This window comes from Acidibrevibacterium fodinaquatile (assembly GCF_003352165.1).
GTDB lineage: Bacteria > Pseudomonadota > Alphaproteobacteria > Acetobacterales > Acetobacteraceae > Acidibrevibacterium > Acidibrevibacterium fodinaquatile.
Genome location: NZ_CP029176.1, coordinates 1,585,892 through 1,603,978 on the forward strand (window position 1 = coordinate 1,585,892; position 18,087 = coordinate 1,603,978).

General features: G+C 61.2%; 14 protein-coding genes and 1 pseudogene. 11 read left to right on the forward strand and 4 right to left on the reverse strand.

Annotated elements, in window-relative coordinates:
* Positions 1 to 46 precede the first annotated feature (46 nt).
* The 11 genes from DEF76_RS07680 (at position 47) to DEF76_RS07730 (ending at position 14,390) form a co-directional block, all read left to right on the forward strand.
* Positions 47 to 1,036 carry an amidohydrolase family protein gene (locus DEF76_RS07680; protein WP_240319138.1) on the forward strand — a complete coding sequence of 330 codons (990 nt, stop codon included), beginning with the start codon at positions 47 to 49 and terminating at the stop codon, positions 1,034 to 1,036.
* Positions 1,033 to 2,085 (forward strand): branched-chain amino acid ABC transporter permease, encoded by a 1,053-nt coding sequence (locus DEF76_RS07685; protein WP_114911830.1) that lies wholly within the window; start codon positions 1,033 to 1,035, stop codon positions 2,083 to 2,085. The genes DEF76_RS07680 and DEF76_RS07685 overlap by 4 nt, the downstream gene beginning before the upstream one ends.
* Positions 2,082 to 3,086, forward strand: coding sequence for a branched-chain amino acid ABC transporter permease (locus DEF76_RS07690; RefSeq protein WP_114911831.1), 1,005 nt, complete (start codon positions 2,082 to 2,084; stop codon positions 3,084 to 3,086). The genes DEF76_RS07685 and DEF76_RS07690 overlap by 4 nt, the downstream gene beginning before the upstream one ends.
* Positions 3,087 to 3,158: 72 nt before the next feature.
* Positions 3,159 to 4,397 (forward strand): ABC transporter substrate-binding protein, encoded by a 1,239-nt coding sequence (locus DEF76_RS07695; RefSeq protein WP_114911832.1) that lies wholly within the window; start codon positions 3,159 to 3,161, stop codon positions 4,395 to 4,397.
* A 27-nt stretch (positions 4,398 to 4,424) separates the two neighbouring features.
* A complete protein-coding gene (locus DEF76_RS07700) occupies positions 4,425 to 5,210 on the forward strand; it encodes an ABC transporter ATP-binding protein (protein ID WP_114911833.1) in 786 nt (261 codons plus the stop codon).
* A gap of 58 nt (positions 5,211 to 5,268) precedes the next feature.
* Entirely contained in the window at positions 5,269 to 7,443 is a 2,175-nt protein-coding gene (locus tag DEF76_RS07705; RefSeq protein ID WP_240319139.1) for an ABC transporter permease, read from the forward strand.
* Entirely contained in the window at positions 7,444 to 8,277 is an 834-nt protein-coding gene (locus DEF76_RS07710) for a phosphoenolpyruvate hydrolase family protein (RefSeq protein ID WP_114911835.1), read from the forward strand.
* A 23-nt stretch (positions 8,278 to 8,300) separates the two neighbouring features.
* Positions 8,301 to 10,511: a flotillin family protein gene (locus DEF76_RS07715; protein WP_114911836.1), complete on the forward strand. Its 2,211-nt coding sequence runs from the start codon at positions 8,301 to 8,303 to the stop codon at positions 10,509 to 10,511.
* Entirely contained in the window at positions 10,495 to 10,971 is a 477-nt protein-coding gene (locus DEF76_RS07720) for an SRPBCC family protein (protein WP_205216142.1), read from the forward strand. The genes DEF76_RS07715 and DEF76_RS07720 overlap by 17 nt, the downstream gene beginning before the upstream one ends.
* Before the next feature lie 9 nt (positions 10,972 to 10,980).
* A complete protein-coding gene (locus DEF76_RS07725) occupies positions 10,981 to 12,543 on the forward strand; it encodes a zinc-binding dehydrogenase (RefSeq protein ID WP_114911837.1) in 1,563 nt (520 codons plus the stop codon).
* Between the two features lie 185 nt (positions 12,544 to 12,728).
* The gene (locus DEF76_RS07730) at positions 12,729 to 14,390 is read left to right on the forward strand and encodes an IS1634 family transposase (protein WP_114911838.1); all 1,662 of its coding nucleotides are present in this window, start codon (positions 12,729 to 12,731) and stop codon (positions 14,388 to 14,390) included.
* Positions 14,391 to 14,514: 124 nt separating this feature from the next.
* Here the strand turns inward: DEF76_RS07730 and DEF76_RS20170 are convergent.
* From DEF76_RS20170 to DEF76_RS07750, 4 genes and pseudogenes are all read right to left on the reverse strand, one after another.
* Positions 14,515 to 14,682, reverse strand: a pseudogene (locus DEF76_RS20170) (helix-turn-helix domain-containing protein); the annotation flags it as partial.
* Positions 14,683 to 14,911: 229 nt separating this feature from the next.
* Positions 14,912 to 16,144: an ABC transporter substrate-binding protein gene (locus tag DEF76_RS07740; RefSeq protein ID WP_114913740.1), complete on the reverse strand. Its 1,233-nt coding sequence runs from the start codon at positions 16,142 to 16,144 to the stop codon at positions 14,912 to 14,914.
* A gap of 266 nt (positions 16,145 to 16,410) precedes the next feature.
* Complete coding sequence (pdxH, locus tag DEF76_RS07745) at positions 16,411 to 17,037, reverse strand: pyridoxamine 5'-phosphate oxidase (RefSeq protein WP_408842832.1); 627 nt, start codon at positions 17,035 to 17,037, stop codon at positions 16,411 to 16,413.
* 128 nt (positions 17,038 to 17,165) lie between these two features.
* Positions 17,166 to 18,086: a hypothetical protein gene (locus tag DEF76_RS07750; protein ID WP_114911839.1), complete on the reverse strand. Its 921-nt coding sequence runs from the start codon at positions 18,084 to 18,086 to the stop codon at positions 17,166 to 17,168.
* Between the last annotated feature and the right edge of the window lies 1 nt (position 18,087).

Sequence of the window (18,087 nt, forward strand, 5' to 3'; positions counted from 1 at the left end):
CACAAATCAGCCCCGTTGTGAATCCTCTGTTTGGTTCAAAGCACTAGTGCTTGATAGCGGCTTCACTGGCGGGCGTGGCGCCGCAGCAGCCAAGCCTCGGCTAGACGTCGTTGCCAAGCGCTTCATCAATGAAGGGCGCTTCCCAGGGCCGCGCTACCTCGCGGCGGGGCCGGAAATCACCACCGTCGGCGGGCTCGGTGACGCCGCGCCCTCGCATATTCCGCATCCTGGCCTCAATCTTGGGCTCGTTGTATCGGGCCCAGAAGAAATACGCCGCACGGTGCGCACGCTAATCAAATATGGCGTGGACACCATCAAGCTCAATCTTTCTGGCGAATCGCTTACCGGCATGGGCGCCGAGGAAACGCCGATGGCCGAGGAAGAGGTGGCGATGGCGGCAGAGGAGGCGCGCCGACGCGGCAAAATCCTAGCCGCGCATGCGCGCTCGTCAGGTTCAGTCAAGCAGTGCATCCGTCACGGTATTCAGAATATCTATCACGCTTCATTTGTTGATGAAGAAGCGCTCGACATGCTTGAGGCGGCGAAAGATCGGCATTTCGTTGCGCCAGGAATCGCATGGCTGATTAATACTGCGCGGCACGCGGCGGCCTGGGGCATTAAGCCGGGTTCGCCGATCACCATTGCCTATGAGCGCGAGCTCGAAGCATGCGTCGAGAGCATGAAAAAAATGCATCGCCGTGGCATTCGCATCTGCATCGGCGGTGATTACGGCTTTGCCTGGACGCCACAGGGAACCAACGCCAAGGATATTCAGACTTTCGTTGAAATGCTTGGCTTCTCGCCAATGGAGGCGATTCAGGCGGCGACGAAATATGGCGGCGAGATCATGGGTATGGCCGATGAGCTTGGGTTGATCAAAGAAGGCTATCTTGCCGATATTCTCCTCATCGACGGCGACCCGCTCGCCGATGTGCGCATTCTGCAGGATAGAAGCCGAATTCTCGCGATCATGAAAGGTGGTAATTTTCACAAAATGCCGCGCATGAACGAGCAGCGTCGTCGGCTGGTCGCATGAGCGCATCAGGCGAAGCGCGCGCCACGGCGCCTTTCGGCGGCAGTGCCATGAGTTCGCGACAGGTATGGATTCTGGTTGTGCTCGTGCTCGTGGCCGCGCTTGCGTGGCTGATTTTCTCTGTGTGGCCAACATGGCTTGCGGGCGTGCTCATCTCAAAGAAAGCCTTCGTCAGTGCGATATTGAACGGGCTTACTCTCTCGGGCCTCTATTTCTTGGTAGCGAGCGGATTCACCCTCGTCTTCGGGCTGATGCGCAACGTCAATCTCGCGCATGGATCGCTCTACCTCCTCGGCGCCTATATTGGCTACGAGGTCACGACCCGTACCGGGTACTGGTTGCTCGGCGTTGCTGCCGGGTTTGCCGGTTTGGCGATAATCGGCGTTGGCATGCAGGTTTTTGTTTTCCGCCGCCTCGAGGGCGATGATCTCCGCCAAACACTGGTGACGCTTGGTATCTCAATCGTGGCCGCCGACCTCATGCTCGCGATATGGACCGGCGCGACATATCAGATTCCGATACCGAACTGGCTTGACGGCGCCGTAACCTTGCCGATTATCACCGCGGTGCGTTCAAACGGCGTGCCAGTATTCCTGCGCTATACGCTTTTTCGTCTCGTCGTTCTCGCGGCAGCGATCGTTATCGGCATCGGATTATGGTTCATGCTCAATCGCACCCGGGTCGGCATGATGATCCGCGCGGGTGTCGACGACCGGGCCATGCTCTCGGCATCCGGCGTCAATGTACATGCCGTCTTCGCGATAGTGTTCGCGGTTGGTGCTGGACTCGCCGGTTTCGCGGGTACGATCGGTGGCTCGGTGCTGTCGGTCGCGCCGGGCGAGGATGTGCGCTATCTCTTGGCCTCGCTCGTGGTGGTGATCGTCGGCGGCATGGGTTCGATTACCGGTGCCGCCATCGGTGCGTTGCTCATCGGCCTCGCTGAGCAAATCGGCCTGGTCTATTTTCCGACATACGGTGTGGTTCTCACTTTTGTTATCATGGTGGCGGTGCTGGCCTTCCGGCCGCGAGGAATCCTGGGGCGCGCGCGATGAGCGGGCTGCTAGACGCTGTCCGGCCGCGCGGGGACGTGGCCCTTCTCGAGCGAGTCGGTGTCGGCCATATCGTGCTCGGCGCTCTCCTTCTCGTCTATCCGGCGATTGCGTCCGAGTTTTTTCTCATCCAAATCGCGGCCTATTCGTTGATCTGGGGAATGGTGGCACTGTCCTTGATGATGCTCGCCGGCTATGGCGGCATGGTCAGCATGGCGCCCATCTCGATCGCCGGTATCGCTGGCTACACGGTCGCGATCTTCGGGTTGAACCATACCGGAGTGCATGGTTTCGGATGGCCATTCTGGATTTTGGTGCCGTTTGCTGTGCTGTTCGCCGCGCTGGTTTCAGCCCTTATCGGGATGATCTCCAACCGCACCGAGGGCATCTATACCATCATGATCACCCTCGCAATCGCGACCGGTTTTTTCTATTTCACGCAGCAAAACTACGCTTTATTCAATGGACATTCTGGATTCGCGGGGATCGACGCGCCGAAATTCTGGGACATCAATTGGCGTGACCCGATGCCATTCTATTATCTTTGTCTCGGCTGTGCCGCGCTCTCTTATGCCGCAGTGCTCTACGCCTCACGTTCGGCCTACGGGCTCACCTTGCAGGCGGTGCGTGACAACGCTCGACGCATGCGCGCCCTCGGCTATGACGTGACGCGGCATAAGGTGTTGGCCTATTTTTATGCCGGGCTGATCGCGGGATTGGCCGGCGTTTTGCTAGTCTGGTTCAATGGTCGTATTTCGCCAGGGACGATCAACGTCAGCGCCGCGATCAATGTTTTGGTTATTGCCGTCATCGGCGGCATTCGTCACCCAATCGGTCCATTCGTGGGTGCGGTCGTCGTCGTTCTGATCCAGACGTTTGCCATCGATATCGTCGGCGCCGAACGCTACAATACGCTCATCGGACTCATTTTTCTGGTGATTGTTTTCGTGTCTCCCGATGGCGTTCTTGGCTTGTGGGAGAAGGTGAAATTGCGTACGCCTTAAAAAACGGTTTGCGCGTCGATCTGTGGCGCGCGGCCCTTGTTTCAACAACCAAAGGAGAGGGGAGAGAGACGGATGACGAGACGAACATGTTTTGCGCTGGCACTGGCCGGCCTGCTTGTTGCGCCAGAACTGGCGTTCGCTGAGGATACCGTCAAGATCGGTGTCCTGGCGACGTTTGAGGGCGCGTTCACTGTTCTCGGTGAGGATGGAATGCGTGGCGCGATGACCGCCGTCGATGAATTTCACGGCATGGTTGGTGGCAAGAAAATAGAAATCATTAAGGGTTCATCAGACGCTTCGCCAGATAGCGCAGTGCGGGCGGCGCGCAAACTCGTCGAACAGGACGGAGTGAAGGTTTTGGTCGGCCCGCTCTCCGGTGATGAGGGTCTCGCGATCAAGGATTACGCCAAGACCAAGCCGGATGTCACCTTTCTCAATGGTTCCTCGGCGGCACAAGATACTACCCTGCGTGATCCTGCGCCCAATTTCTTCCGCTTCTCGACGGATGGCGCGCAGTGGATGGCCGGGCTCGGCGACTATGCGTTCGGGCAGAAAGGTTATAAGCGGGTTGCCATCGTCGCGGAGGATTATTCCTTTCCCTATACCCAGGTTTTCGGCTTCATGGCCGAGTTTTGTAAGGCTGGCGGTCATGTGCCAGCGAAGGCGTGGGTTCCGATCGGGACCAAGGATTATTCCTCGGTGATCGCCGCAATCCCGGAAGACGTTGATGCGATCTATGTCGCGCTCGGTGGCGCCGATGCGGTCAATTTTCTGACCCAGTACGAACAGGCGGGTGGTAAGGCCCCGTTGATCGGTGGCTCGATAACCGTCGATCAAACTGTGCTCACTTCGAAGGGTAAGATCCATGACGTGCTTATCGGGACTCCCTCGGCCGGCCCCACCGCTGACAGCAATCCGAGCCCGCAATGGAAAGCCTTCGTCGATGCCTATAAAAAGCAATCCGGTGCCTTCCCGGTGCCATCGCTCTTCGCACACGCCTATTATATCAACATGAAGGCAGCTTTGCTTGGGCTTCAGGAGATCGGAGATGACGTCTCTGACGGGGGCAAAAGGCTGCGAGCGACGCTTTCTACGCTTACCTTCGAGACGCCGACGGGAAAAGTATCGCTCGACGCCAATCGTAACGCCATTGCCGATATCTTTCTGACCGAGGTCGTGAAACTGCCGGATGGGACGCTGTTTAATAAACTCATCAAGATCGAGCCGCAGGTCAATCAAACCCTCGGTATCCCGCGCGACGAATTCCTGAAGCTTGGCAAAGTCGGGCGTGATAACCCGTCCTGCCCGTGACGTGATCTGACCACGAGGCGATCGCTAATGGCCGAAACTTCGATCGCAGACCGTCTTCACGGCGCTGGCGCGCATGCGTTGGAGTTGGAAGGCGTGACGCGTCATTTCGGTGCGTTGGCGGCGCTCTCGGGGATCACGATGCGGATCATGGCGGGCGAGCGGCGCGCGGTATTGGGCTCGAACGGCGCCGGTAAAACGACATTGTTCAATGCCATCACTGGTGAATTTCCGCTCACGGCCGGCCGCATCCGGTTTTTCGGCGAAGACATTTCCGACCTGCCGACGCATGAGCGTATCCGCCGCGGCCTTCGGCGAACTTACCAAATCTCACAGCTTTTCAGCGGATTAAGTGTGCTCGACAGTGTGTTTCTTGCGTGCCGTGGCGTATCGCGACGGCGCTTTTCCCTGCGCCGGCCGGGTGCGATGGATATCAATGTCATGCAGGCGCACTCGATCATCAACGCGGTTCACCTCGATGATGATCGCGACCGTCTGGTTTCGACCCTGAGCCACGGCCAGCAACGCCAGCTTGAGGTTGCCCTCGCGCTCGCCGGGGCGCCGCGCTTCATCCTGTTCGATGAGCCTGCCGCTGGCCTGTCGCCGAGCGAACGTCGTGACCTTGTTGTCATTCTCAAGACTTTACCAAAGCATATCGGTTATATCATCATCGAGCATGACCTTGATGTCGCATTGCGCGTGACCGACTATGTTTCGATGATGCATAACGGGCGGCTGTTCAAGGAGGGCACTCCCGAGGAAATCGAGAATGATCCCGAAGTACAAGATATCTATCTCGGGGGCAGGCATGGTTGAGCGCCCGACGAGATCGACGCATCCGCCACCAGCAGCGCTAAAGGTCGATGATCTTCACGTGTATTACGGGGAAAGCCACGCGATTCAGGGTGTGTCATTGACGCTGGAGCGCGGCGTGCTCTCGGTCGTCGGTCGCAATGGGATGGGGAAGAGCACGCTTTGCAATGCCATCACCGGGCTCAAACGGGCCCGCACGGGCAGCATTCGTGTTCATGGCCGCGAAATCGTTGCTCTCGAGCCTTACGAGATCCATCGTCTCGGTGTCGGTTATGTGCCGCAGGGGCGGCGCTGCTGGCCTAGTCTTTCGGTTGATGAGCATTTGCGTCTCGCCGCGGGCAATAGACGCGATGCGATGTGGACGGCAGCGCGCATCTATCAGACATTTCCACGTCTTGCTGAGCGGCGCAACCATGGTGGATCACAACTTTCCGGCGGCGAGCAGCAAATGTTGGCGATCGCCCGCGCTTTGCTCAGCGATCCGAAATTGCTCGTTATGGACGAACCAACGGAAGGCTTGGCCCCGAACATCGTCACTCAGGTCGAGCGACTCCTGGTGACGCTTGCCGAAGCGGACGAGATGGCGATCCTCGTGATCGAGCAGAATATCGGTGTCGCGACCGCGGTCTCCGATCACGTGGCGATCATGGTCAACGGCCGCGTCAACCGGATCATGGCCGCGAGCGCGCTGGCTGCTGATCGAGGCTTGCAGCAACGTTTGCTCGGCGTCGGTCGTAACGTCGAGGAAGAACCGCAAAACCCAAAAGCAAGTATCGAGGCGGAGCAGCACTTGGCCGCCGTCTATCGCATCGAGCGCAGTGGCGTGAACGGGGCGGAGGAGGGCGCGCCGACTGAGGGCAACGACTTTCGACCTGTGACGCGCCTCCCTAATCGCTGGCGGGTGCCCCTGGCCCCGGATACAGCTGCGGCGGCGCAAACGTGGGCTAAAAGCGAAAGCACCGCGGCGCCGGAGGCGGTTTTTGCGCAGCCAGTCGGTGAGCGCGTTGGCCGCACCGCGCTCGTCGTTGGCACGTTTGACACCAAGGGCAAGGAATTGCGTTTCATCGCCGAGCGGCTGAAGGCACTCGGCTTGCGGACCCGGCAGGTCGATCTCTCGACAACGGGCAAGGCGACGCCGGCGGATGTGACGGCACTCGAGGTCGCAAGCTTCCATCCGCGCGGTGCGGATGCGGTCATGTCGGGGGATCGTGGCGCCGCGGTCACCGCTATGGCCGAAGCTTTTGCGCGCTGGATCGTGCGTGAGCCCGACATCGGTGGGATCATCTCGGCGGGCGGCTCGGGCGGCACCACCCTTGCCACCGCTGGGATGCGTGTGCTCCCCATCGGCGTGCCGAAGCTCATGGTCTCGACGGTCGCCGCCGGTGATGTCGCGCACTATGTTGGTGGCACCGACATTATGATGCTCCCCTCGGTGGCCGACATACAGGGGCTGAATTCGATTACAGAGCGGGTTCTGGGCAACGCCGCCCATGCGCTCGCCGGGATGATCGCGCAATTGCCTACCGCCGAGGCGCGGGAGGCTAGGCGCAAGCACGCGCGCCCGGCACTGGGCATCACCATGTTCGGGGTGACGACGCCGCTCGTTCAGGCGATATCGCGCAAGCTCGAGCGGGATTATGACTGTCTGGTTTTTCATGCGACCGGCATTGGCGGGCGGGCGATGGAGAGGCTTGCTGACTCGCGTCTCCTGGTTGCCATGCTTGATCTCACGACCACCGAAATCGCCGACATGATTGTGGGCGGCGTCTTCCCCGCCGATCAAGACCGTTTCGGCTCCGCTATTCGTACCGGAATGCCCTATGTCGGCTCGGTGGGAGCGCTCGATATGGTCAATTTCGGGCCGCGTGAGACCGTGCCGGAGAAATTTCGCGGCCGTAAATTTGTCATCCATAATCCGAACGTTACCTTGATGCGAACGACGCGTGATGAAAACCGCGCCTTTGGCGAATGGATCGGTGCGCGTCTCAACCGGATGGCTGGCCCGGTGCGGTTCCTGTTGCCCGAGGGCGGGGTCTCGTTGCTCGACGCGCCAGGGCAGCCTTTTTATGATCCGGAAGCGGATGCCGCCTTGTTCGAGGCCATCGAAAAATCCGTCCTTCCCTCGCCGTCGCGGCGCGTCGAACGTGTTGCGTGCAATATCAATGAGCCGGCGTTCGCGGATGCGGTGATTGCATCGTTTCGGGCGATCGCGCCGAAATTGCAAAGGAGGGCCTGAATGCCGCGCTTTCAACGCACCGTCCTCGTTCAGAATTTCCAAGATATGAAGCGCCGGCGTGTGCCGATTGTCGGCGGTGGTGCTGGCACGGGATTGTCCGCGAAATGTGAGGAGAAGGGTGGGATCGATCTCATCGTGATTTATAATTCCGGCCGCTATCGCATGGCGGGGCGCGGTTCGCTCTCTGGTCTGCTCGCCTACGGCAATGCCAATGAGATCGTCCGCGAAATGGCGCGTGAAATCGTGCCGGTGGTCGAGAAAACGCCGGTTCTTGCCGGCGTCAATGGCACCGATCCATTCTGCCTGTTCGACATGTTCCTTGACGAACTCAAGGCAATGGGGATTGCCGGCGTGCAGAATTTTCCGACTGTCGGTCTGATCGACGGCATATTTCGTTCCAATCTCGAGGAGACTGGCATGTCCTACGGCCTTGAGGTCGATCTCATTCGGCGTGCTCACGAGAAGGATTTGCTGACAACCCCCTACGTCTTCAACGCCGACGAGGCGACGGCGATGGCCAAGGCTGGCGCTGACGTCATAGTCTGCCATATGGGGCTCACCACCGGCGGGGTGATCGGTGCAGAAACGGCGATCACGCTCAAACATGTCCCGGCGCTGGTCGATGAATGGGCGGAGGCGGCGTTCAAGGTCAACCGGGACGCGATCATCCTCGTCCATGGCGGCCCTGTCGCCGAACCCGACGACGTTGCCTATATTTTCCATAATTGCCGTCATTGCCATGGGTTTTATGGAGCCTCCTCGATGGAACGGCTGCCGACGGAGCGAGCGCTGACGGAACAAACACGCAAATTCAAGTCGGTCGCCTTCGGCTGACCATTACGGAGGGGCAAAAACTCATGGCCGCACAAATTTTCGGCAATATTGTTCTCTGGCTGGTCCTCGTCGCGATTCTCATCGTCGTCGGGGTCTATGTCCTGCGCTGGCTCTATCGGCGCTCCACGAAGGGGATCGCATTCGTTCGAACCGGCTTTCTCGGTGAGCGAGTGGTGGTCAACGGCGGCGCTTTCGTCATTCCTGTTTTGCACGAGATCACGCCCGTCAATATGAACGTGATGCGGATCGAGGTTCGCCGCGATCAGCAAGCGGCATTGATCACCAAGAACAGGATGCGGGTTGATCTGATTGCGGAATTTTTCGTTCGTGTCGGCGCTTCGCCGCAACTCGTGGCCGCCGCGGCGCAGACGCTCGGAGGGCGAACGCTTGAGCCAGAGGGTCTGCGTGAGATCTTGGAGGGCAAGTTCGCGGCCGCGATGCGCACGGTCGCCGCACGCATGACACTCGAGGAGATGCATGAGCGGCGCGGCGAATACGCCGAGGCCGTGCAACACTTGGCGGCCGCGACGCTCGCCGTCAACGGGCTGGAACTGGAGACTGTGGCGATCGTCGATCTCGATCAAACCAGCCTCGATTATTTCGATCCATCCAATGCCTTTGATGCCGAGGGTCTGACCCAGCTCACCGAAACGATCGAGCTTCGTCGGCGCATGCGCAACGAAATCGAGCAGCGCACCCTGGTCGATATCCGTAATCAGAATCTCGATACCCAACGCAAAGTGCTTGAGATCGATCGTGATGCCGAATATGCGCGGCTGGAGCAGGAGCGTGAGGTCGAGATCCGCCGTGCAGAGCAGCGGGCCGTGCTCGTCAAAGAGCGCGCGGCGCGTGATCAGGAAGCCGAAGAGGCGCAGCTCATCGCCCGTGAGGCGGTGGAGATGGCACGGCTCGCACAGGAGCGTACTCTCACCGAAGCGCGAATCCGTACCGAGGAAGAGGCGCAGCGGCATGAGATCGCCCGCCGCCGGGCGCTCGACGAAGCGGAAATGAAAACGCGCGAGCAAACGGAACGTGAACAGATCGCCCTCGGCTTCGCATTGGAGAAAGCGCGGATCGAGCGGGAACGCGCCCAGAGCGAGCTCGAGATCCAACGTAAGCGCGCCCTCGAGATCGTCGAACTCGAGCGCCAGATCGCGCTTGCCGAGAAAACCCTCGATTTCACGCGGGCTGAAGCCGAGCGGCGTCGCGCGGAAATCATCGCCAATCAGCAGACTGAAGCTGAGCGCATCCAGCAGGAGCGTGCCATCGATGAAGTGCGTCTGGCGCGTGAGCGACATTTGAACAGCTTGCAAATCGCCAACCGGCAGGCTTTCGAGGAAGCTGAAATCGCTGCTGCTGAGGAAATCGAGCGGACGCGTATCGCGACCGAGCGTGGTGTCGAGGAAGCGAAGCTGGTCAAAGACCGGGATCTGCGCAAGCTTGCTATCGAATGCCATCTCAATGTTGAATTGACCGAGATCCAGAAAGCGATCGATCTCGCGCGCAAGACGGAGGAACGCTCGACGGCGCTGGTCGCGGCAGAGGTCGCGCGTGCTGATGCGGTGGCGGCCGAGGAGCGTACCTTCACGACGCGCGAACGCGAAATCGCCGAGCGGCGTAAACTCACCGATCTCATTGCCACGCAACGCGAGGTTCAGAGTGAGGCGTTGCGCGTCACGGCGGCGGCGGAGGCGGAGATGCGTGCCGCCCGCAGTCTCGCCGAGGCACGCAAGATCACCGCCGAGGCAGAGGCGGAAGCCGAAAAAATTCGTGTTTTGGCGGCGGCGCAGCGTTACGAGGTCGAAGCCGAAGGTCAGCGCCTGATCAATGAAGCGGAAAACCTCCTCACCGGCGAGGCGCGTGCCGGGCGGCTCCGTGGTAAGCTGCTCGACCGTCTCGAGGCGATCGTGCGCGAAAGTGTCAAGCCGATGGAAAAGATAGAGGGTATCAAAATCCTTCATATCGATGGCTTGAATGGCGTTGGCGCTGGGGGTGGGGGTGGGCGCAACGTCACCGATGAAGTGATCGATTCGGCGCTGCGTTATCGTATCCAAGCGCCGATGATTGACAACCTGATGAAGGAGATCGGCATCGAGGGAGGCTCGCTCGGGCGGCTGACCGATGTGCTCCGCGACGCCAAGGATATCTCAAGTCTGACGCGCGATAGAACGCCAGCAGGCAAAGTTACGCGCGCGCATGACGAGCAAGACGACGATCGTGGGCGCGACCGATGAAGGCCAGCGCAGCGGGATCGTCATGACCAAGGTTTATGTTTCTGCCGTTATCCCTGCACCGGCCGCCGAGGTCTGGCGGGTCGTGCGCAATTTCAACGCGCTCCCCGATTGGACGCCGTTCGTCGCAGAAAGCCGCATCGAGCACAACGCCCCGCCTGATCAGATCGGCTGCATCCGTAATTTCCGTCTTCGTGATGGCGGCGTCATCCGCGAACGGTTGTTGGCGCTGTCGGATTACGATCTCTCCTGCACCTATGCCATTTTGGAAAGCCCGATGGGGGTGCGGAACTACGTCGCCAAGCTGTCGCTAACGCCGGTGACCGACGGCGACATGACCTTCGCCGCGTGGGAAGCGGAATTTGAATGCGCACCGGAGCGCGAGGCGGCGCTTATCCAACAGATCGGCGCCGGCGTTTTCCAAGCGGCGTTCGACGCGCTCAAACAGCGCTTCAGACGCTGAGCCACGCCGATGGTTGTGGTCCGGCAAAGCACGATCATCGCCGCGCCGATCGCAGAGGTTTGGCGTCTTCTGCGTGATTTCAATGGCCACGATCGTTGGCACCCGGCAGTTTCGACGAGCACCATCGAGGATAATGCCCCGGCCGACATGGTCGGCGCGGTCAGGCGTTTTCGTCTGGCGGCAGGCGGGATTTTGCGCGAACAATTACTGTCGCTGTCGGACGTCGAGCATCGGCTGAGCTATTGCCTTCTTGAGGCGCCGCTGCCGCTGATGGGCTATGTCGCAAACCTACGGCTACAGCCGGTGACCGATGGCGACGAGACGTTCTGGGAGTGGTGCGCCGAGTTCACCCCGCCGGCGGCGCGGCATGACGAACTCGTCTCTCTGGTGCGCGACGAGATCCAGCGCGCCGGCTTCGCCGCCATTCGTGCCTATCTCGGCGCACCTGATGCGGGCGGCGTCGTGCCGGCGGGGATGCGGTTGGCAACAGCCGTGACGTCACGGCGCGTCAGTGTGGCGGCGGCGAGCGTGGGGGAGGGGGGCTCGGTCACCGGCCGGCGGTGGAACGGAGCCGGCGCCTCCGGCCACGGCGTCACCACTAAGGCGATCGTCGTCGAGCGGTATGGCGGGCCGGAGGTGCTTCGCCTGCGCGACATCACGCTGCCAGCGCCGGCCAGCGGCGAGGTCAGGGTGCGGCACACCGCGATCGGCGTCAATTTCATCGATGTCTATTGCCGTACTGGCTATTTCACGTTGCTAACACCGCCGGGCGTGCCAGGGATGGAGGCCGCCGGGGTGATCGAGGCGGTCGGCGAGGGGGTTGCAGATCTTCGTCCCGGCGATCGCGTCGCCTATGCCTGCCCTCCGGTTGGTGCCTATAGCGAGCGGCGCAACATGGCGGCGGATTTGCTGATCCGCCTCGCCGACGATATCGCCGATGATCTTGCCGCCGCGGTGCTGCTCAAAGGGGTCACGGCGAGTTTTCTGTTGCATGAGGTCCATGTCGTCCGGCGGGGAGAGCGGGTGTTGATCCACGCCGCGGCCGGTGGCGTTGGCCAGTTCCTCGTGCAATGGGCGCGGCATCTCGGGGCGACGGTGTTCGCCACCGTCTCCAACATGGAGAAGGCGCAACTGGTGACGCGACTCGGCGCTGATCATGTCATCATCTACACACGTGAGGATTTCGCCGAATCGGTGTCGCGGCTGACCGCCGGGCAGGGCGTCGATGTCATCTATGATGCGGTTGGTGCTGATACGTTTGCGGGTTCGATCGCGGCGCTCGCGCCACGCGGCCATATCGTCAGCTTTGGCCAGGCTTCCGGCGCGATCGGGGAACAGGATATCGGTGCGCTCGCCGCCAAGTCGGTGACCCTGTCGCGGCCCAATTACGGACATTATACCGACACACCGGCACGATTGGCACCGCATGTCGCCCGCCTGTTCACGGCACTGCGCCAAGGCATCCTGACGCCCTCCGCGCCGCGCCGCTACCCCCTGGTCGAGGCGGCGATGGCTCATCAAGACCTCGAATCGCGCCGCACCAGCGGCGCGCTGATCTTGTTGCCTTACTGAGTCCCACCCTTAGACCAGAGTTTAACAGTAGACCGGCATCCGTTCCTGCGGGGGAATAATAAGCCATTGATTTAGACTAAGTTTTTCTGACGAGGCGCCGCTCTGCCAAATGACGTGGTGCTAAATTATTCCGATCATAGCACTTTAATGCTTGACGAATCGGCGCCAGCCTGAATGCTAGCGCCATGTTCGTCCGCGAAAAGCGCATTGGTCCTTACACCTACGTCTACCTAGTCGAGACCGTCCGCGAGGATGGCAAGACCAAGCAGCGTATCATCCGCAATCTCGGCCGTAAGGAAGACATCGAACGCAACGGCGACCTCGACCGCCTGGCGCGATCCGCCGCGCGTCTCGCACAGCATTCGGTGATCCTCTCCCTGCTCGACCAAAGCGAGACGCCGGTTCCCACCTGCAAACGCATCGGACCGCCCTTGCTGTTCGAACGGTTGTGGCGCGACACCGGCTGCGGTGCGGTGCTGCATGAGATGCTCGCCGGACGCGGCTTTGAATTCTCTGTCGAGCGCGCCGTCTTCCTCACCGTGCTGCACCGGCTGATGGTCTCCGGCTCCGATCGTGCCTGTGAGCAGTGGCGAGAGGACTACCGCATCGACGGCGTCGGCGCGCTGCGGCTGCATCATCTCTACCGCGCCATGGCCTGGCTCGGCGAGGAATTGCCCGCGGCGGAGCAGGCGGATCGGACCCTGGTGGCGCGCTGCGTCAAGGACCTCGTCGAGGAGCGGCTGTTCGCCCGGCGGCGCTCGCTGTTCACCGATCTCTCGGTGGTGTTCATGGACACCACCGCGCTGTATTTCGAGGGTGCGGGTGGCGAGACGCTCGGTGAGCGCGGTCATTCCAAAGACTATCGGCCGCACCTGACCCAGATGATCGTCGGCGCCATCATTGACCAGGAGGGACGGCCGGTCTGTTCGGAGATGTGGCCGGGCAACACCGCCGACGTGACCACGCTGATCCCGGTGATCGATCGGCTGCGCGCCCGTTTCGGCATCGAGCGGGTCTGCGTCGTCGCCGATCGCGGCATGATCAGCGCCGACACCATCTCTGCCCTGGAGGTGCGCGGCCTCGCATACATCCTTGGCGTGCGCGAACGCAACGCCAAGGAGGTTCGCGATGTGGTGCTGGCCGACCCAGCGCCAAGCGTGCCCCTGGTGATCCCCCACCAGGGGCGGGCGGATACCGAGTTGGAAGCCAAGGCGGTGATGCTCGGTGAGCGCCGCTATATCGTCTGTCGCAACCTCACCGAAGCCGCACAGGCGGCCCGTACCCGTGCGGCCGTCGTCGCAGCCCTACGCGCCAAGCTCAAACAGGGGGACAAGTCACTGGTCGGCAACAGTGCCTACCGGCGCTACCTGAAGACGCCCGACCAGCAGCACTTTGCCATCGATGAAGCCCGCGTCGCCGAGGAGGCCCGCTACGATGGGCTTTATGTGCTGCGCACCAACACCCAGCTGTCGCCGCTCACGGTGATGCGCCGCTACCGCGATCTCCTGGTCATCGAGCAGCTGTTCCGCTCGGCCAAGGCGCTGCTGGCGACCCGGCCGATCTATCACCAGACCGATGCGGCGATCCGCGGCCATGTGTTTTGTAGTTTTTTGGCCCTCGTGTTGCGCAAAGAGTTGGAAGAGCGCTTGGCAGCCGCGCAGATGAAACCGGAATGGCGCGTGCTGCTCGCCGATCTCGATCGCCTTCAGGAAATCGCGGTCGAGCAGGACGGCAAACACTTCATCCTGCGAACCCCTGCGACCGGCGTCGCCGGCAAAGCGTTCCAGGCCGTTGGCGTGGCACTGCCGCCAAACATCCGCAACGCCGCTCCCCAGCCAACCCCCTGACCATCCCGCTCCCGGCAAACGTGGTGCTAAGGCCCCGCCGCGCGCCCGTAACTCATTGACGATCAAGAGGTTTTGAGATCTGGCTGTTAAACTCAGGTTAGACATGACAGTCATGCGGCATACCTGACATCCGCTGCATCGCACCGGTCTCGTAGAGGTCCTTGAAGCGATAGAAACTGTCGCGTGAGTAGCCCATCATCTTGCAGGCCTTGCTCACATTGCCGAGTTGCATGGCGAGTTCCAGCACGCCAGAGCTTCGTTTGCTCGCGTTGGTCCAGAAATTCGTCGATATGCTCGCCGATCTACCCGTTTTCGCCAAGACTTGCGGGGCAGTGTGAAAATGAGGGGAGTCTTGAGGCGCCCTCTGGGTCTTCGCAAACCAGAGAGAATCGCAGCCACTGAAATCACGCAACCCTCAGCTGCCATCCAGCGATCGGTGGGAACGCGAATTCCGCCCAATCAAGCGACAACGCATTGACGCAAATTCAAAATTTGTTGTCGAGTGATTCCGGGACAGCTTCTCAGCTCTTTAGCATCGGGCAGGCTTTTTCGGCGAGTGGGCGAAAGGCCTCATCGGCGGGCGTGGTGGCGACGATTTTGAGCACGTCCCAGGGCATCTTGCTTTCGGCGGGCGTCTTCGCCTCCATCAGGAACACCGGGGTGATGAAGCGGCCATCGGGGCGGATTTGCTGGTGGCCGAAGCAATCATCATCAGTCGGGATCGCCTTCATCGCCGCGATCGCGGCGCGCCCGGAACCCTTTGCCGCCGGAACGCCGAGCTTGGCAACGGCGCGGAGATAGTGTGTCACCCCGGCATAGCAGCTCGCATGCAGGCTGCTCGGATAATTATGCGGCGATATCTTGATGAAACGCTCGGTGAAGGCACGGGTCCGATCATTGGTGTCCCAGTAGAAAGTATCCGAGACCAACAAGCCTTGCGCCGTCTCGAGGCCCATTGAATGGATTTCGGTGACGAAGCCAAGAAGGGCTGCGATCTTCATTCCCTGTTTGGCGAGGCCGAATTCACGCGCCTGCTTGACGCAGTTTTCCATGTCGCCACCGGTGTTGCAAAGCCCCAGCACCTTGGCGCCAGAGGTTTGCGCCTCCAAGAGATAGGAGGAGAAATCGGTGGTGCCGGGGAAGGGATAGCGCGCCGCGCCCAAAACCTTGCCGCCGGCGCCGGTGACCAGCGTTGAGATGTTCTGCTCCAACGCATGGCCGAATGTGTAGTCAGCAACCACGAGAAACCAGCTATCGCCGCCCTGTTTCATGATCGCCGTGCCGGTGGAATGTGAAAAGCACCAGGTGTCGGGTGCGAAATGCACCATATTCGGGTTGCAGTATTTGCCGGTGAGGTCGCCCGAGGCCGGGCCGGTATTGAGCTGCGCCTTGTCTTTTTCGGTGGAAACTGTGTTCACCGCGAGCGCGACAGCGGTATTGTTGAGATCGGCGATCGCGTCCACGCCGTCGCGATCATACCATTCCCGCGCCAGCGCCGAGGCGATATCCGGTTTCTGGCGATGATCGCCGGAGAGAATCTCGACCTTGAACCCGTATTGCTCGGGCCGGAAATCCTCAACGGCCTGCTGCGCCGCGAGCACCGAGGTCGGGCCGGAATTATCGCGATACTGGCCGGAAAGGTCGGTGAGCACGCCAATGCGGATGATGTTTTCCCCGGCGGCGCGGGCGCGCGCAAGCGGGCTTGTGGCAAGGGCGGCGCTGGTTGCGAGCAGCGCGCGGCGCGTGATCGGCATTTTTTTGGACATCTCCCCGAATTCGGCTGGCCGGCTGATTTTCTGACGCGATCAGTGTAACCCGGGTGCGATCGCGGCGAAAGCGGGGGTTGGCGGCGGATGATGGCAGCCGGGTGAGGTTCGAGGGCGGAGTCTGTCCAGCATCCCGAAAAACGGCGCTGGAAACCTCGGAAAGCCGAAAATCACCATGAATTTCAGGCGTGAGCCAACCGAATGCCGTTCACCCGACAGATGCAGGGGTAAAAATTGCGCTGTTCAGAGGTTCCTTAGGGATAAAGCTGGCTGATCTCCCAACCGACACCGCGCCGGGTATAAACCTCGCGCCGGTGCAGGCGAAACGGCATATCCTGCCAGAATTCATAATGATCCGGGACCAGCCGCCAGCCCGACCAGTGCCCCGGGCGCGGGATCGCCGCCTCGTCGGGGAAGCGCGCCTTCGCCGCTTCCAGCCGTGCCTCGAGCACCGTGCGATCGGGGAGAGGGCGGGACTGATCCGAGGCCCAGGCGCCGAGCCGCGACAGCGCCGGGCGGGTCGCGAAATAGGCGTCCGCCTCCTCCGGCGCGACCGGGATGACGGCCCCCTCGATGCGCACCTGACGGCGCAGGCTCTTCCAGTGAAAGAGCAGCGCGGCCAGCGGGTTTTCTATGAGTTCCAGGCTCTTTCGGCTCTCGAGGTTGGTATAAAAGACGAAGCCGCGCGGGTCCGCCTCCTTGAGCAGCACCATCCGCGCCGAGGGGCGGCCGGCTTTGCTCGCCGTCGCCAGCGTCATCGCATTGGGATCGTTCGGCTCACCCGCGCTTGCCTCGGCGAGCCACGTCTCGAAATGACGCAGCGGATCAGGGGCGGAGGACATGGCTGATCTCCTTTTCTTGTTCTTGCCGTTCTGCCGCAATGCGCCGCCGCCGCCAAGCCCGTTTGCGGCGCGCAGCGGCCGCGCTGGTGCAGCCGCGACGCAACGCATTCGCCGGGGCGAGGCCATAGAGTGCCACGGTTCCGACGCCGCACGGCGAGACGAGATCGTTACCAGTGATGGTAGGTGAAGAAGCTATAGCGGAACGTCACTTCGAAGCCGTAATCATAACGCGCCGCGCCGGGGCCGCGATATTGCTGCAAAACCGGCAAAAGCGCGGTGAAGGCCGCGCCCCAGGTCGGCGAGCTGTAGAGCAGGCCGGGATCGACGGTCCAGAGCTGCCCGCCCGTGCCCGAAATCGCGCTGCCATTCATGCGATCGACCGCGGCGAGCGAATAATTGGTCTCCAACGAGGCGAACACCTCCGCCGGCACCTCGCGATCAAGATCGGAAGGCCAGATCAGATAATGGAAGGCGGCGTCGGCGAGCAGCGACGAGCCGGTCTGAAACCCACCCGAGCCGGCGTAGTTTTGATAGCCGATGAGCGCCTGGGCATTCCAGAACAATGTCTGCCACGACGAGGTCAACGCCTCGCGCGTGCCCCATTCGCCAGAGGCCGGCTGAAGATCGCGTGGGACCGCGCCGTTGACGTTGTCCATCCCGGTTGGGATGTCGATTCCGATATAAGGCGCGATGCGGAAGGTCGAACCGACCCCGTCCACCTCATAAAGATTATAGCGGGTATCGAGCACGGTATCGCCGAAGCCGGTGGCGGTGAAGGCGGCGGTCTTGCCGTTACTGACGATATTGCCGGAATTGGAGACAATCGACTTGTTTTCGAGAATGAAGGCAAGGTCGGGCGAAGCGCCATAAAGCACGATGTTTTCGTCATAAAAGCTCTGCAGACCGCCAGAATACTCGGTGACGGTGGGCTGCGTGCGGACGATGACGTTGCCGGCCGAAATCGGCGCGGCGGAGGGAAAGGTGATCTGCGCGTGTGCCGGCAAAGTGAGACAAACCAACGCGAGCAGCCCGAGTAAACTCCCTGAAAGCCACGCACTACGGCGAATCCAGAGAAAAAAACCGCTCATC